General features: G+C 37.2%; 16 protein-coding genes and 1 pseudogene. 12 read left to right on the top strand and 5 right to left on the bottom strand.

The window, feature by feature from the left end:
- The first annotated feature begins 60 nt into the window (after positions 1-60).
- From TH67_RS03070 to TH67_RS03015, 12 genes are all read left to right on the top strand, one after another.
- The gene (locus tag TH67_RS03070) at positions 61-1113 is read left to right on the top strand and encodes a flagellar basal body P-ring protein FlgI (RefSeq protein ID WP_072594308.1); all 1053 of its coding nucleotides are present in this window, start codon (positions 61-63) and stop codon (positions 1111-1113) included.
- Positions 1113-1412, top strand: coding sequence for a rod-binding protein (locus TH67_RS03065; RefSeq protein WP_021091392.1), 300 nt, complete (start codon positions 1113-1115; stop codon positions 1410-1412). Before TH67_RS03070 ends, TH67_RS03065 begins: the two co-directional genes overlap by 1 nt.
- Positions 1413-1470: 58 nt before the next feature.
- Complete coding sequence (locus tag TH67_RS03060) at positions 1471-1674, top strand: flagellar biosynthesis anti-sigma factor FlgM (RefSeq protein WP_072594307.1); 204 nt, start codon at positions 1471-1473, stop codon at positions 1672-1674.
- A 13-nt stretch (positions 1675-1687) separates the two neighbouring features.
- A complete protein-coding gene (flgN, locus tag TH67_RS03055) occupies positions 1688-2119 on the top strand; it encodes a flagellar export chaperone FlgN (RefSeq protein WP_072594306.1) in 432 nt (143 codons plus the stop codon).
- Positions 2120-2122: 3 nt separating this feature from the next.
- Positions 2123-3994: a flagellar hook-associated protein FlgK gene (gene flgK / locus TH67_RS03050; RefSeq protein ID WP_072594305.1), complete on the top strand. Its 1872-nt coding sequence runs from the start codon at positions 2123-2125 to the stop codon at positions 3992-3994.
- A complete protein-coding gene (locus TH67_RS03045) occupies positions 3991-4758 on the top strand; it encodes a TIGR02757 family protein (RefSeq protein ID WP_072594304.1) in 768 nt (255 codons plus the stop codon). The genes flgK and TH67_RS03045 overlap by 4 nt, the downstream gene beginning before the upstream one ends.
- A gap of 66 nt (positions 4759-4824) precedes the next feature.
- Entirely contained in the window at positions 4825-5361 is a 537-nt protein-coding gene (locus tag TH67_RS03040) for a superoxide dismutase family protein (protein WP_072594303.1), read from the top strand.
- A 154-nt stretch (positions 5362-5515) separates the two neighbouring features.
- Positions 5516-6277, top strand: a complete 762-nt coding sequence (locus TH67_RS03035) for a TSUP family transporter (RefSeq protein ID WP_072594302.1) — start codon at positions 5516-5518, stop codon at positions 6275-6277.
- A gap of 65 nt (positions 6278-6342) precedes the next feature.
- Complete coding sequence (locus tag TH67_RS03030) at positions 6343-7026, top strand: F0F1 ATP synthase subunit A (RefSeq protein WP_072594301.1); 684 nt, start codon at positions 6343-6345, stop codon at positions 7024-7026.
- A 164-nt stretch (positions 7027-7190) separates the two neighbouring features.
- Positions 7191-8612, top strand: a complete 1422-nt coding sequence (gatB, locus tag TH67_RS03025; RefSeq protein ID WP_072594300.1) for an Asp-tRNA(Asn)/Glu-tRNA(Gln) amidotransferase subunit GatB — start codon at positions 7191-7193, stop codon at positions 8610-8612.
- A gap of 12 nt (positions 8613-8624) precedes the next feature.
- Positions 8625-9515: an NAD(P)H-dependent glycerol-3-phosphate dehydrogenase gene (locus TH67_RS03020; RefSeq protein ID WP_072594412.1), complete on the top strand. Its 891-nt coding sequence runs from the start codon at positions 8625-8627 to the stop codon at positions 9513-9515.
- Positions 9512-10567 (top strand): glycoside hydrolase family 3 N-terminal domain-containing protein, encoded by a 1056-nt coding sequence (locus TH67_RS03015; protein WP_072594299.1) that lies wholly within the window; start codon positions 9512-9514, stop codon positions 10565-10567. The genes TH67_RS03020 and TH67_RS03015 overlap by 4 nt, the downstream gene beginning before the upstream one ends.
- An 80-nt stretch (positions 10568-10647) precedes the next feature.
- On the opposite strand, the gene TH67_RS03010 is transcribed toward TH67_RS03015, so the two are convergent.
- The 5 genes and pseudogenes from TH67_RS03010 to rarD (TH67_RS02990) form a co-directional block, all read right to left on the bottom strand.
- On the bottom strand, positions 10648-11841 hold the full coding sequence (locus TH67_RS03010; RefSeq protein WP_072594298.1) for an McrC family protein: 1194 nt from the start codon (positions 11839-11841) through the stop codon (positions 10648-10650).
- A 16-nt stretch (positions 11842-11857) separates the two neighbouring features.
- A pseudogene (locus TH67_RS10875) lies at positions 11858-12928 on the bottom strand (McrB family protein); the annotation flags it as partial.
- A gap of 723 nt (positions 12929-13651) precedes the next feature.
- On the bottom strand, positions 13652-14104 hold the full coding sequence (locus TH67_RS03000) for an MmcQ/YjbR family DNA-binding protein (RefSeq protein ID WP_072594296.1): 453 nt from the start codon (positions 14102-14104) through the stop codon (positions 13652-13654).
- Complete coding sequence (gene rarD, locus TH67_RS02995) at positions 14097-14951, bottom strand: EamA family transporter RarD (RefSeq protein WP_257638029.1); 855 nt, start codon at positions 14949-14951, stop codon at positions 14097-14099. The genes TH67_RS03000 and rarD (TH67_RS02995) overlap by 8 nt, the downstream gene beginning before the upstream one ends.
- Before the next feature lie 16 nt (positions 14952-14967).
- Positions 14968-15855: an EamA family transporter RarD gene (gene rarD / locus TH67_RS02990; protein WP_072594294.1), complete on the bottom strand. Its 888-nt coding sequence runs from the start codon at positions 15853-15855 to the stop codon at positions 14968-14970.
- Positions 15856-15896: the final 41 nt, after the last annotated feature.

Genomic DNA, 15896 nt, shown 5'->3' with positions numbered 1-15896 from the left:
TAAAAATTTGGAACATCTTTTGCTTTAAAAACCTAAAATAGCTAAATTTTAGGAAAAAATATGAAAAAATTTTTATCTTTTGTAGCAGCTTCAGTGATAGCTACTTCAGCCTTTGCTACGCAGATAAAAGAGCTTGCAAGCATAGTTGGCGTAAGAGATAATCAGCTAATAGGCTACGGCCTAGTTGTCGGACTAAATGGCACAGGTGATGGCTCAACGTCAAAATTTACGATCCAGTCTTTATCAAACATGCTTCAAGGTGTAAACGTAAAGATAAATCCAGATGATATCAAGTCAAAAAATGCAGCTGCTGTTATGGTAACAGCTAAGCTTCCTGCATTTGCAAGGCATGGCGATAAACTCGATGTCGTGATCTCATCTATCGGCGATGCAAAAAGCTTGCAAGGTGGTACGCTTCTCATGACGCCATTAAAAGGCGTTGATGGTGATATTTACGCTTTGGCTCAGGGTGCTTTAAGCATCGGCGGAAAAAGCATGGGTAGATCAGGTGGCAATCACCCAACCGTTGGCTCTATTCTAAATGGAGCTTTGGTTGAACGAGAAGTGACTTATGATATTTACAATCAAGATAGCATAAGACTAAGCCTAAAAGATACAAATTTTAAAACCGCTCTTGATATCCAAAATGCTATAAATGCAAATATCTCTGATGATGCCGCAAAGGCGATCGATCCAAGAACGGTTATCGTTAAAAAGCCGGATGATGTTAGTATTATCGAGCTTGCAAGCGCTGTGCTTGATCTTGATGTAGAGTATAAGCCAGATGAGAAGATAGTAGTTGATGAGAGAACTGGCACGATAGTAAGTGGCATAAATGCCGTAGTTAGCCCAGTTGTCTTAACGCATGGTGCAATCACAATAAAAATAGAGCCAAATAGCTACGATGAAGCAGTGCAAAACGATATAAATATAGGAAGCGACACATCTGTTGCACCTAGTCAAAATTTACTTAAAATTTCAGGCGAAAAAACAACCGTTGCAAATGTAACAAGAGCGCTAAATAAGCTTGGGGCAACACCAAGTGATATCATATCGATACTTGAAAATTTAAAGCGAGTTGGTGCGATACAAGTCGATCTGGAGATAATATAATGCAAATAGACAACACTTTAGCGCTAAATTCATACAATGAAATTTCGGCAAATAAGATAAAAAACGCAAATGCTAAACAAGATGCACTTTTAAAAGAGCAAACTGATGCATTTGAGGCATATATGGTAAAGGCTGTGCTTGATATTGCTTTAAAAGAAGATGAGCACAACTCGCTATATCCAAAGGCTGCTGGTAGCGACATTTATAGGTCGATGTATAACGATGCAATGAGTAAAGCATTGAGCGGAAATCTTGGTTTTTCAGAACTTTTGTACGATTTTTTAAAGAGAGACTCTTAAGTAAATTTATATTCTGCCGATGTAGTGATATAAACATTTTATTTTAAGAGGTATGAATATGATAAGGCCTTTGAACCAAAGACCAAATTTTCAGGCAAATACGCTAAATAAAAATAGCGATGCCAAGGTCGAAACTCAGAGTAAAGAAGTAAGAACAAACGAAAACGCAAAGCTAAAAGAGATAGCTGATGCCATAGCAAATGGTACTTATCAGGTTGATATCTCAAAAACGGCTAGGGCTGTGGCTGATGCGTTGCTGTAATTAAGGAATTTAAATGATAAAAAAGCTTTTGGACGAGGCTATAGGCGAGCTTGATGAGCTTATAAATTTAACCATACAAGATATCGCAAATATAAAAGAGGCTAAGCACTCAAGTGTTGATGAGAGTGTAAAGAAAAAAAATGCCTTAGTTCGTGCATTTGAAGATACGAAAAGAGCACTAGATAAAGAGCTTTTAAAGGTATCAAAAGAGAGCGGTACGACTACACTTGCTAGTGTTTTAGACGATGAAGTGAAGTCAAAGCTTGTACTTATGCGTTCAAAGCTTGAAAATTTACATAAAGTTAATAAAGAATATGCAAGGCATGTCGTTGCTGTTAAAGAATTTTTTGACTCACTTAATGAAAAAATTTTTGGCACTAAAACAAGTGAATACGGCCAAGATGGAAACAGCATAGATAATAATTTTTATAAATCAAGGGTTTAAAAAATGGCTAATATTTTTATGTCATTAGGCACGGGTGTTTCGGGACTAAATGCAGCCCAGCTTCAAATAAGTACAACCGGAAATAATATAGCAAACGCCGATAGCAACTACTATACAAGACAACGTGTTGTCCAGTCTGCATCTCCAGCGATGAATACAGTCCCTGGCGGAGTTGGTACAGGCACACAAGTAGATACTATAACAAGACTTCATGATGAGTTTGCCTACTCAAGATTAAAATACTCATCATCAAATTTAGAAAATACAGCCTATAAACAAAGAATTTTGCAAGAAGCTACAAAATATTTTCCTGATCTAAAAGATAATGGAATGGTGAAAGATATTCAGGAGTATTTTTCCGCATGGAATAACTTTGCTTCAAATCCTAATGCTGGTGCTCAGAAAGTCAATTTGATAAATAAAGCAAGTGTATTGACTGCAAGTATTAACCGCTCGTCAAAGATGCTTTATGATATGCATGAAAAGATTGATGAAACGATAAAAATAAATATAAAAGAGATAAATTCGCTAGGCAGGCAAATAGCAAATATTAATAAGCAAATCCAAAGAATAGAATCAGGTGCGGACGCTGGTATAAAAATAAATGCAAATGATCTTCGTGATAAACGTGATGAGCTTGAGCTTGCTATGTCAAAGCTGGTAAATACAGCAGTTTATAAAAGCGATCTAAAGAGCAATTCTAGGGTAGATACAGGAATAACAGATCAAGGAAAATACTACAATCTAAACATTGGTGGCGTAAGTATCGTTGATGGTGTAAATTTTCATGAAATTTCTATGAGTTCAACCGAAAGTGGAAGATATACAAAAATTTATTATGAAAGAGAAGATGGCAGAAGAATCCCAATGGAGGAAAAGATTACAGGTGGTAAAATTGGAGCTGCACTTGATCTTAGGGGCCGAAACTACGAGCCAGATAATGATAAATTTAGCGACGGAACGATCCAAAAATACATTGATAATTTAAATACATTTAGTAAAACCTTGATAACAAGTACAAATAATATCTATGCCGAATCCGCAGTTGAAATTTCTAACTCAGATCCGATAAGTTATTTAGAAGATGATAAAACTCTTATGAATCATGATAATAGTATAAGAAACGGAAGTTTTGAAGCTATTGTTTATGATAACAAAGGCAATGTTGTGGCCAGAAAAACTATAAATGTAAATGGCACGACGACGATGAACGATACAAGATATGGCAACTCTATCGTCAAAGACTTTAACTCAAACTCAGATGACAATAAAGACAATAATATGCTAAATGACGTTGATGACTTTTTTGAGGCGTCATATTTTTATGATAAAAATACTAAAAAAGGCATATTTTCTCTCATTCCAAAACAAGCTCAAGGGCTTTATAGCATATCAATAGTCGATCACGGTACAAATTTCCCAGGCGCTGTTGGCATAAATAGATTTTTTTCAGGTACTGACTCAAATAGTATCGGCATAAATCAAAATTTTACCCAAGACCACACAAAGCTTCGTGCCTACTCAAAGCCAGTTATCGGAAATAATGAAGTTGCAAATAAAATGATCCAGCTTCAGTATCAAAAGCAGACCTTTTACTCAAGTGGCATAGCGCTTGATAGAGATGAGACGATCGAGGGATATTACCGCTATCTTACGACTGACATAGCGAGTGATACAGAGGCGAATAATACGATCCACGATACAAATACGTCTTTGCAAAAGACAGCTGAAGAGGAATTTCAATCAACAAGTGGCGTAGACACCAATGAAGAGCTTACAAATTTGATCCGCTTTCAAGCAAGTTACGGCGCAGCAGCAAAGATCATCACAACCGTTGATCAAATGCTTGACACGCTTCTTTCACTAAAGCAATGAGTGAGCTAAAGAGCCTTTTAGACTCGCACGTACTTAGCAAAAATACAAATTTGGGGCTGTTTGAAGCCCCAGATCCACTTCAAGTAGCCACTAAATTTAAAGAGCCAAACGCTGCACTCATTTGTGCGTTATTTGCCTATGGCAATGCAAAAATGATAGTGAAATTTCTAAATTCGCTTGAATTTAGACTGCTTGATGAGAGTGAGCAAAATATCAAGAAAAATCTGTCAAATTTCAAATACCGCTTTCAAAATGAAAACGACGTAAGAGAAATTTTTATCACTCTCTCACGCCTTAAAAAAGAGGGTGACATAGAGAAAATTTTACGCCAAGGTCTAGCAAAAAATGGCGAAATGATAGATGGCGTAAATGAGCTTATTAAATTTATATATAAGCTAAATTCTTACCGCTCTGACGGATATGAGTTTTTCTTTGGTAAGAGTTTTGAGAGGGAGCCACAAAGCCCATATAAACGCTACAATATGTATCTTCGCTGGATGGTGCGAGATAGCGACATCGACCTTGGATTATTTAAAAATTTGCCAAAAGATAAGCTTTTGATACCGCTTGATGTTCATACACATAGAGTTTCTTTAAATTTAGGACTTATAAACAGAAAGAGCTATGATTACAAAGCGGTCATGGAGCTTACAAAAAAACTTAGAGAATTTGACGAGCTAGACCCGATAAAATACGACTTTGCGCTTTACAGGATAGGGCAGAGCAAAGAGTTAGAAACTATCATAAAAAATCTTAATCAATAAAAATTATTGCTAAATTTTTAAATTTAGGGTAGACTTGCCGTACAATTTTATCCACAAGGAGCTTGTATGAAAAAAATCGTTTTACTAAGTGCAGTTTTAGGAACTTTACTTTTTGCTCACGAAGGTCATCACTTTGATGCGAAAGCTGGAGAGCATCTAGTTATACCTGTTAATGAGCTAAGCGAGAAGGGCGATAAGAGTGTCGGCGAAGTAGCAGCTGTTAAGACAAACTACGGCGTTGCATTTTTTCCAAATTTAAAAGGACTTACTGCAGGACTACACGGCTTTCACATCCATGAAAATGCTGACTGTGGTGCGACTGAAAAAGGCCTTGGTATGAAAGCAGGTAGTCACTGGGATCCAGCTGGCACAAAAATGCACTCTTTTGCATGGGACGATAAGGGTCACAAAGGTGATTTGCCAGCACTTTACGTAGATGCTGAGGGCAATGCGAACTATCCAGTGCTAGCCCCAAAGATAAAAAGTCTTGACGAGCTAAAAGGTCACTCACTAATGGTTCATGTTGGTGGTGATAATCATAGCGACAACCCAAAAGCACTTGGCGGTGGCGGTGCTAGAATGCTTTGTGGCGTTATTAAGTAATCACTTTAATAAACGAGTCTTTGAGCTAGATCCAAAGGCTCGTTTAAATTTATAAATTTTAAAAATCTCTCATTTCAAATATAAAAAATTTACAAAAAGATAAGTACAAATAAATTACAATCTGCTTTTATTTCAATTATCAAAAGAGCAAAAAATGGAATTTGATCTACTTAGCTATGTCGTTTTTTTTGTAGCTGCATTTTTAGGTGGTTTTATCGATTCTATCGCTGGCGGAGGTGGGCTTATAACGCTTCCAGCTATTATGGCGATGGGCGTGCCACCACACCTTGCACTTGGCACAAATAAGCTTCAAGGTGTCTTTGGTAGCTTTACGGCGACTCTAAATTTCACAAAACGGGGATTAATTAATTATAAAGAGTGCTTTATAGGTATCGTTTTTACTTTCATTGGAGCTATCATCGGAGCGGTGATTATCCTATTTTTAAATACAAATTTTTTAAAGATAATTATCCCATTTTTACTGATTGCTATTTTTATCTACACACTTTTTATGCCAAAAGTCGGTGAAAATGATAGAGCTGCAAAGATGAATGAAAAGCTATTTTATGTAGTTTTTGGGCTGATACTTGGCTTTTATGATGGTTTTTTTGGTCCAGGAACAGGCTCTTTTTGGACATTTGCGATAGTGGCATTAATTGGACTAAATTTAAAAAAGGCCGTCGCTCATACAAAACTCTTAAATTTTACTAGCAATATCGTTGCTCTTGGCATTTTTATAGCTGGCGGACAGATGCTTTGGGCTGTTGGACTTTTAATGGCAGTTGGTCAAATTTTAGGCGCATATTTTGGATCAAATCTTGTCATTAAAAAAGAGGTAAAATTTATTAGAACAATGTTTCTAGTGGTAGTTGCAGTGACTATTTGTAAATTGATTTTCGATTATTTCAGAGTTTAAAATTAAAAATGTTTTAACAATAATTTTGTTACAATCACGCAAAATTCTAAATCCAAGGTAAATTAATGAAAGATTTGTTTCTATTTTCAAATTTCCTAAATAGCTCCCACGCCTTTATCTATGCGTTTCACTTTCTACTTGTAGCTTTGATTGTTATCATAGTTGCTTATATAGCAAGGAGTAAGATGCAGCTTGTACCAAGAGGTCTTCAAAATATAGTTGAAGCTTATTTAGAGGGCGTTATATCGATGGGAAGAGATACTTTAGGTAGTGAAAAACTAGCTAGGAAATATCTTCCACTTGTTGCAACTATCGGTTTTATCGTATTTTTTTCAAATGTTGTAGGTATTATTCCTGGATTTGAGTCACCAAGTTCAAGCTTAAATTTAACTCTAGTTTTGGCTTTGGTTGTATTTATTTATTACAACTTTGAGGGCATTAGAGAAAATGGATTTTTCAAATACTTTGGACACTTTATGGGACCGAATAAATTTCTAGCTCCTATTATGTTTCCAGTTGAAGTCATCTCACATCTTTCACGTGTAGTTTCGCTATCATTTCGTCTTTTTGGTAATATCAAAGGCGATGATTTGTTCTTACTTGCGATGCTTACACTTGCACCTTGGTTTGCTCCGCTTCCAGCTTTTGCACTTCTAACGCTTATGGCTGTTTTGCAAACATTTATCTTTATGATGCTAACTTACGTTTATCTAGCTGGTGCTGTTGCTATTAGTGAGCACGAGCATTAAAATTTAAAGCCATATTTTTATATGGCTTTTTCCTTTTTAAAACTATTTAAATTTTTAAATCACATTCTTTATTTTTCCAGTCAAAACGCTCATTTTTAGATATTTTAAAAGAAAGTATCGCTAAAATACGCCTTAAAAATTTGCATAAATTTAAAGGTAAAAATATGTTTGAAGTCGTTATTGGTTTAGAAGTTCACACTCAGCTTAATACAAAAACTAAAATTTTCTGCTCTTGCTCGACTAGCTTTGGCGACGAGGCGAATACTCACGTTTGTCCGACCTGCCTAGCACTTCCTGGAGCACTACCTGTGCTAAACAAAGAAGCGGTTAAAAAGGCGATCAGCTTTGGTACAGCTATAAACGCTAAGATCAATAAAAAATCAGTCTTTAATAGAAAAAACTACTTCTATCCAGACCTTCCAAAGGCATATCAAATTTCTCAGTTTGAGATCCCTATCGTAGAAGGTGGCGAGCTAATAATCGACTTAAATGGTACTAAAAAACGCATAGGTGTAACTAGAGCGCACCTTGAAGAGGATGCTGGAAAGAACATCCATGAAGAAACCGAGAGCTTAGTTGATCTAAATAGAGCTGGCACACCACTTCTTGAGATAGTTAGTGAGCCAGATCTTAGAAGCAGTGATGAGGCGGTGGCTTATCTTAAAAAACTACACTCAATCCTTCGCTTTTTAAACATCAGCGACGCAAATATGCAGGAAGGTAGCTTTCGCTGCGATGCAAACGTCTCTATCCGTCCAAAAGGTGATACTAAACTTTACACAAGGGTTGAGATAAAAAACCTAAACTCATTTAAATTTATCCAAAAAGCGATCGATTACGAGGTGGAGCGCCAAAGTGCAGCTTGGGAAGACGGCAAATACGACCAAGAAGTTTATCAAGAGACAAGGCTGTTTGACACGACAAATTTAGTGACAAGATCGATGCGTGGCAAAGAGGATAGTGCGGAGTATAGATACTTCCCTGATCCTGACTTGCTGCCTGTTGAAGTGTCAGAGCAGATGTATAACGAAGCGATAAAAATTCCAGAGCTTGCCGAGCAAAAGGTCGCAAGATATGTTAGTGAGCTAGGCGTAAAAGAGAGTGATGCGCTAAATTTAACTCAAAGCGTTGAGATGGCTAGATATTTTGAAGAGCTGATCGCTGCTGGAATTCAGCCAAAACTTGCTACTACTTGGCTTATAGTCGAGCTTCTTGGTCGCTTAAATAACGGCGTAACGATCGAGACAAGCCCAGTTAATAGTGCTAAAATGATAAATTTACTAAAACGCATAGAAGATGGCACGATAAGCGGCAAGGCCGCAAAAGAGGTGCTAGACTATCTAATGGAAAACGACGCGGACGTCGATAGCGTCATCGAAAAGCTTGGCTTGAAACAAGTGAGCGACGACTCAGCGATAATCGCGATCATAGATCAAATTTTAGCTGCAAACGCTGACAAAGTCGAAGAGTATAAAAACGGCAAAGATAAGATGTTTGGCTTCTTTGTCGGTCAGGTGATGAAAGAGGGCAAGGGTGCCTTTAACCCAGGCAAGGTTAACGAGCTTTTAAAGGCCAAAATAGGCTAAAAAATGGCTAAAATGAGCATAGCAGTCATCGGAGCCGGCAAGTGGGGCAGTGCGCTATTTCACGCTTTTAGTGAAAATAACGAGTGCGTCATCAGCTCAAGAACGCCAAGAGAGATGCCAAATTTTGTAAGTTTGGATGAAGCTTTGGAGTGCGAATACCTAGTCTGCACGATCCCAACGCAAGCTACAAATTTATGGCTAAAGCAAAACTACAAAAACAAAGACCAAAAGATCCTAGTCGCCAGCAAGGGCATAGACACGGCAAATCTCAAATTTCTAAATGAAATTTACGAGGATTTTGTTGATAGAGAAAATTTGGCCTTTCTTTCAGGGCCGACCTTTGCAAAGGAGATCATGCAGAAGCTTCCTTGCGCTTTGGTGGTAAATTCTAAAAATGAAAATTTAGCTTTGAAATTTGCTTCATTTTTCCCAAGCTATATGAAAGCCTACACCTCAGATGACGTGATCGGCGCTGAGGTGTGCGGAGCGTATAAAAACGTGATCGCCATAGCTGGCGGCATCTGTGACGGCCTTGGTCTTGGTAATAACGCAAGGGCAAGCCTCATTTCACGTGGACTTGTCGAGATGGCTAGATTTGGCAAATTTTTTGGCGCAAAAGATGAGACATTTATGGGGTTAAGCGGCGCAGGTGATCTTTTCTTGACTGCTTCATCGATACTCTCTCGCAACTACCGCGTAGGTCTTGGCATCGCAAGGCACGAGAGATTAGAGAAAATTTTAAATGAGCTTGGCGAAGTGGCCGAGGGTGTGGATACGGCAAGGGCTATTAGTAAGATCGCTAAGGAAAAGGGTATATATGTGCCGATTGCCAGCGAGGTTGAAAATATGCTAAATGGTAAAGATGTTTTTGAGAGCGTAAAATCGCTTTTGGGAAGAAGATGAAAGCATTAAAATTTATACTTTTTGTGGCTATTTTTACTCTCGGGCTAAGCGGCGCAGAAGTGAGCCTAAGAGCCAAAGTCTCGCAGATGATAATGGTTGGCTTTAATGGAGCTAGTACAAAAGACGCTGCGTTTCGCGCTATGCTAAGTGACGCTGGATATGAGAGATTTGGCGGTGTGATGCTACTTGGCAGAAACATCACCAACAAAGCCCAGCTAAAAGCAAGCATAAAAGCAATCAAAGAAAAAAGTCCTAAAATTTTTATCGCTATTGACGAAGAGGGCGGCAATGTAAGCCGCATGAAGGATAAGAGCTTTGATGGCCCATATCCTAGCGCATACGAGGTCGCAAGTACGCTTGATATCAAAAGCGCATATGATCTCTACTTAAAAATGGCTACAAATTTAAAAGAGTGTGGCATAAATTTAAATTTCGCTCCAGTGGTCGATCTGCACGATGAAAACTCACCGATCATCGCTGCTAAGCAAAGGGCGTTTAGCGAGTATGCAAGCAAGGTGGTGATCTATGCTGATGCCTTTATGGACGCATTTAAAGAGCAGGGTATTCTAACGACGCTTAAGCATTTTCCGGGACACGGCAGCTCAAAAGAGGACTCGCATAAAAATAAGAGCGAAGTCACGCTAAGTAAAGACGCGCTTTTGCCATATAAAGACGCCATAAGCACTGGTAGAGCGCAGATCATCATGGTCGGACACCTTTTTGTAAAGAGCATCGACGAGGACAATCCAGCCACACTTTCTAAAAAAATAATAACCGATCTCTTGCGAAATGAGCTTAAATTTAATGGCGTAGTCATCAGCGATGATATGCTGATGAAAGGCGTTGGCGACGAAGCTTTGGCTCAAAAAGTGGTGAAATTTATAAACGCTGGTGGCGACATCTTGCTCTTTAGCGAGTTCAAGATAAATAACCAAAGAACGGCCGATCTAGTCGCTCAAATCATAGTCGATGCAGTAAACGAGAAAAAGATCAGCAAAGAGCGAATCGATGCTTCATATAAGAGGATAATGGCTCTAAAAGCGAAGCTTTAATGGTTGCTCTGATGAGTTGCAATCCACTTATTAAGAAATAGAAAATTAGAGTGGAATTTTAAGAGACTTTAAAAAGTACTTTAGACTAGTAAATTTCTAGCAATCTCGTCTTTTTCTAAATCAAAGTATAAAACATTAAGCCACATATTGTTTTCATATCTAAATTTCATAGCTTTTTGGTCAACACCACTTATTCTTGGGTAGACAAGATAAAGCCTACCACACTCGTATTTCTTACCGTAAGCGTAGAGTTGATATAGGTCGGCTTGTGAGATATCATCTCTTGACTTAACTATCTTCCATTTTGTGTCAGCTATAAATTTGCTTTCTAAAAATATATCAGGCTTTAGTCTAAAGCTCCTTGGATTTTCTACGAGGTGTTTTTCTGAGTGTTGCAATATAATATCTGGAAGCTTTTTCTTTATGAAATTTCCGACATAGCTTTCAAAAAGCGTATTCATATCAAACAGCAAAGCAAAGGCCACATCGTTACCTCTATACGGGCCAAACGACTTGTTTTGTAAAAATATCTTGCTCCATAAAAGCGCTTGCTCATAGTGTTTTGTTTGGCGATTTAGTTTTAAGCGGCTAAAGTCCGCGTTTATATCGGAGCTAGATGAAATTTCATCAAAAATAAATAAATATTCCCTAATAAGCCGTTGATTTTTGCTTGATTTTGAGCGTCTGTATAAAAACTCGAGCGTACTTTTTATGAGGCGATTTTCGGCTCTATCTATGGAAAATTCCTGATAACAAACGTAAAATCTCTCTTTATGGACGATATTTTTACGTATTTGCTCCGAGATTTTAAGCTTTCCTTTTAAAAATTTTAGGTTATCTTCTAGCTCTATGTAGTCGCTTTTTATTCCTATTTTTATGAGTTTTGATACTTCATCTAGGAACATCGATATAAAAATTTCAAGAAGCGGCAAATTTAGGCTTTTTAAATTTGCTATGTTTATATTTTTAAATGGATGGTTTTTAAAAGTTTTTAACATTCTCAGTAAAATTCTTTTAGAATTTTCTACCGCTTCTTTATTGCTGCCATTGTCGTTATCATGGATTTTTGGAAGTATCTCAAGGCTATCGCCGCTTTTTGTCTGGATGATACCGACGTAGTTTTGAGCTTGTAAAAAATCGCCCTTTTTGTCTCTGCCTGGCTTTAGAAACTCTACTGTGGCAAAATTTTCTCTAGTAAATGCATCTACGGCTTTAAATAGGTCTTGGTCGTCTTCTGGGCGAAATTTTTCAAACTCTATTAAGTATTTGGTCATTGCTTTGCGTTTTGTTTCATTCGTAAATTTTTATATAGCTTTGAGGATTGTTGAAAATTTTTTGGTCGCTTATCTCGTATAAGACTTTATCGTCTATATCGTCGATCTTTGATCCAAATAATTCTTTTGCAACCATATTTTTCTTGACTTTAACAAACTGCGAATTCTCGTCTTTTTGATTATCCCCCAAAACCAGCCTTATTTTCTCCCAGTCATCATAAAAATACTCTTGTAGTAGCGGTAAAATTTTATTTTTAAAGATATTTGCAAGTATTTTTATGTCTGACACGCCCATAAAATAAGCATGCCCTATCGTGTGGTCTCTGTCGTAAAGATACTCTATGCGATCGTTTATCGTTTTTAGCATTTTGTCTAATTCTATGCCAGTATCCACCCTTTCTTCATTCGTACCTTCTTTTTTCTCGGTGATTTGAATACCTTTTAAGAGTTCAGGTTGTGGCATTATCTCTACAAATTCAAATCTTCTTCTAAGTGCCGTATCCATAAGGGCTATGCTGCGATCTGCCGTATTCATCGTGCCTATTATGTATAAATTTGACGGCACTCCAAATTTCTCTTTTGAGTATGGCAGCTCGACCATTATCTCGTCATCTGCACCGAGCCTTTTTGATGGCTCTATAAGAGTTATGAGCTCGCCAAAAATTTTCGATATATTTCCGCGGTTGATCTCGTCTATTATGATTGTATATTTTGGTGTTTTTTCATTTAAAAACTCTTGTTGTTCCTCTTTTGACAAAGTGCAAAATTTGTCGAGTCCATCCTTGTATCCAGCCAAGTGTAAAGCGTCCTCGCAACACTGATAAAAAATACCTTTTTCTATCTTATAAGATATCTCGTTGTCTTCGTTACCGTTTTCTCTATCAAATACAGGTTTTATACCCTCAACAAATTCTTCATATCCATAGCTTTGATGAAATGTGATAAATTTTATCTGCCCCTTTTCTACATACTCTTTAAATTTAGATCTATTATCGGAAGCATTGCCTTCTATGATTTCTAGTGCTTTACGAACAACGCTATATGTCTTTCCAGTTCCTGGAGGGCCGTATAAAATTTGATTAAGTGGATAAGTTAATTTCTTGTCATTGTCGGTCATTTTATATCCTTCATTATCACTATTGTTTAGTACATCGTGTGTTGACTTATTTTCCTTTGCATATTGGTTCCATAATAGAGACGAATATTCATAAAAGTCCATATAGTTTGGCTTATTTTTTAGTAGTTCTTTTTGAATTTCTGATATGTTTTTTGATTTTATATTATTTTTTTGAGCCAAATACTTGAAAGCTTCTTTTGAGACAATGTGTAGAAGTGTTTTGTCTGGTGCATATAAAAAGGCTATTTTCCATTTTATGGCATTGCCAAGATCAATATCATCTATATTTTCAAATTCTTTGTTTTGTGCATATTTTATAATTTGTAAAATAAGACTTTTTATTTTTTGAAATGCTTGATTTCTAGTCTCTCCATATTTTTCATACCATCCATACTCTGTATCACCAGTTTGTCCACTTTTTAGTTCCTTTTCGACATCGTTTTGTGCTCTTTTAAAAATTCCAAATTTATAAGCAGATCCACCCCATATACTTATAAGATTTTCTGTTTTACTTTCAAGCCAAAAGGTAAAAGTATCCTTGCTCTTAACGCCTGTGTATTGCTCTAAGGTCATATTTTCTACAGCTTGAAAAGGCCATCTTTGTTGAAAGTCATCCCTTAATTTCAAGCGTTCTTGCCATGAAACCATTTTTGCTCCTTGTTTATTTCCTTAAATTTAGTGTCCTATTTTATCTCACAACCCATCAAATTCTTTTTTTAGTTCGTCTCTTAGCTCTTCAGCTCTATCTTCGCCGTTTTTGAAATTTATCTTTACAAAGCCATCTAGCTCGTCCAAGATCGCAAAGAGTTCGCTCTCCCAGCTTAAGTTTTCTTGCTTTGATAAAGTTTCTAATTTTTCTCTTATTTGCTCTAAGGCATCTAATGCTTTATCCTTCTCAGACTCACTATTTAACGCATCTTCAAATAAAATATCTTGCCTTAAGGCGTTTATTTTTTTAAATATTACATTGCAAAATTTTGGATATCTTTCAGTATTGCTTAAATTTTCTAAAACCTCCTGTGCGGCCTTTTGATAAGCTGGCACCGCCCCCTCTTCGTCGAGCTTTCTGGTTAGTTTTTGTATCTGAAAATATAAAATAAGCGCTGCAAAAAATGCAAGTAGCAAATAAATCGTCACACTATTCATTTTTACTCCTTTTTCTAAATTTATCTATGCTAATTATCGCAAGTGCCAGCCAGATCATACAAAACGAAATGACCTTGTAGCCGTCTAAATTTTCGCCGTAAATGAAGACCGCACAAAGGATCGCGATGGTCGGCGAGATGTATTGCAAGTAGCCAATCGTTGTTAAATTTATCCTTATTGCCGCTGCGTTAAAAGCGACAAGTGGCACGATGGTTACGATGCTTGAAGCGATCATTAAAAGTGAGTCCTCGTTTAGTCCAAAGTGGCTTTTACCTAAAAATGCTATGTAAAGGACGTAGGCAAGTGCAAATGGGAACATAAAAAATGTCTCTATAAAAAGCCCGTTAAATGCACTAATCTTTGCCATCTTTCTAACTGCTGCATAAAATCCAAATGAAAGCGGCAAGATGATGGAAACTAATGGCAATCCGCCTTTGGCATAAATTTGTACGCTAATGGCTAAAACGACTATACAAATGGCTAAAATTCCACTTTTATTTAGCCTTTCTTTAAAGATAATAACACCAAGGAGCATGCTTATTAGTGGATTTATAAAATAGCCCAAGCTTGTGTCAAGAATTTTGCCATTGCTAACCGCATATACATAAACGCCCCAGTTTGTGGTGATAAATATGCCACTCAAAAATAAGGTTTTTAGTGAACGAATATCTTTAAGTAAAGCAAAAATTTCGCCCATTTTGCCATTAATGCAAAGCACTGCCGCCATCAAGAAAAATGACCAGATGATCCTGTGGGCTAAAATTTCATAAGCATCGACATCTTTGCTAAATAGGTTGAAATAAACCGCCAAAAACCCCCACATAAAAAAGGCGCTAAGCGCGAGAATAACGCCTTTTTGGCTCTCATTTAGTCTTGGTATTTTTGTCGCCTTTTATAGAATTTATACTATCTATCATCAAAAGTGTGACAGAGATGGCTAGGCAGATCATCAAAAAGTATGAGCTTTTCTCCAGCCTTTCACCGATGGCAAATGAGACAAAAAGCATCATTATAGGCTCAAAATATGTAAGCAAACCTAGTACATTTATCGGCACGAGCGTGCTTGAGAGGATCTGGGCGATGAGGGCTATGCCGCTTATAGCACCAAGCAAGATGAGCAGATAGTAGATGTTTGGATTTTGGCTCATCACGTAGTTCATATCGGCTGTGAGCGCAAAATAAAATGAAAATAAAAACATAAAAATTATCTCTATAACAAAGCTTGAGAAATTTGCAAGGTTGTAGTACTTTCTAATGGTAAAATAGACTGGATAAAGGCAAAAAACTACAGCGCTCTCCCACGAGATGCCACCACTAATGACTGCTGTGCTAAAGACGCCAATGGCAGCGAAAAATATCGATGCTAACTTTGTTTTTGAGAGGTGCTCTTTGAAAAATATCCGTCCAAAAAGGACCATGACTATTGGCATGATGAGGTAGCCTATCGAGACTTTTAGCGCTGCGCCGTTACTTGGAGCCCAGAGATAGAGCCACATCTGAAATGAGACGATGAGCGAGGTAGCAAGCAAAACTAGTAAAATTTTAGGTTTTAGCTTTATTTTTAGAAGTAAAAATTTGAAATTTCGCTGCTGTTTTAATAAAAAAATGGCGGCGATGACAAAAGGCATGGCAAAGATCATGCGGTATCCAATAAGAGCTTGCGTGCTGATGGGGTTCATGAGCACTGACATGTAGTAGATGCAGTTAAATAAAACTGATGCCAAAAGCGAATAAAAAATGCCTTTTATCATGAAAAAAATCTTCTCTTTTTTTGGGTAAATTTAAAGTAGCG

This window comes from Campylobacter concisus, from assembly GCF_001891085.1.
GTDB lineage: Bacteria > Campylobacterota > Campylobacteria > Campylobacterales > Campylobacteraceae > Campylobacter_A > Campylobacter_A concisus_O.
This window is presented reverse-complemented; position numbering and strand designations above follow the sequence as displayed.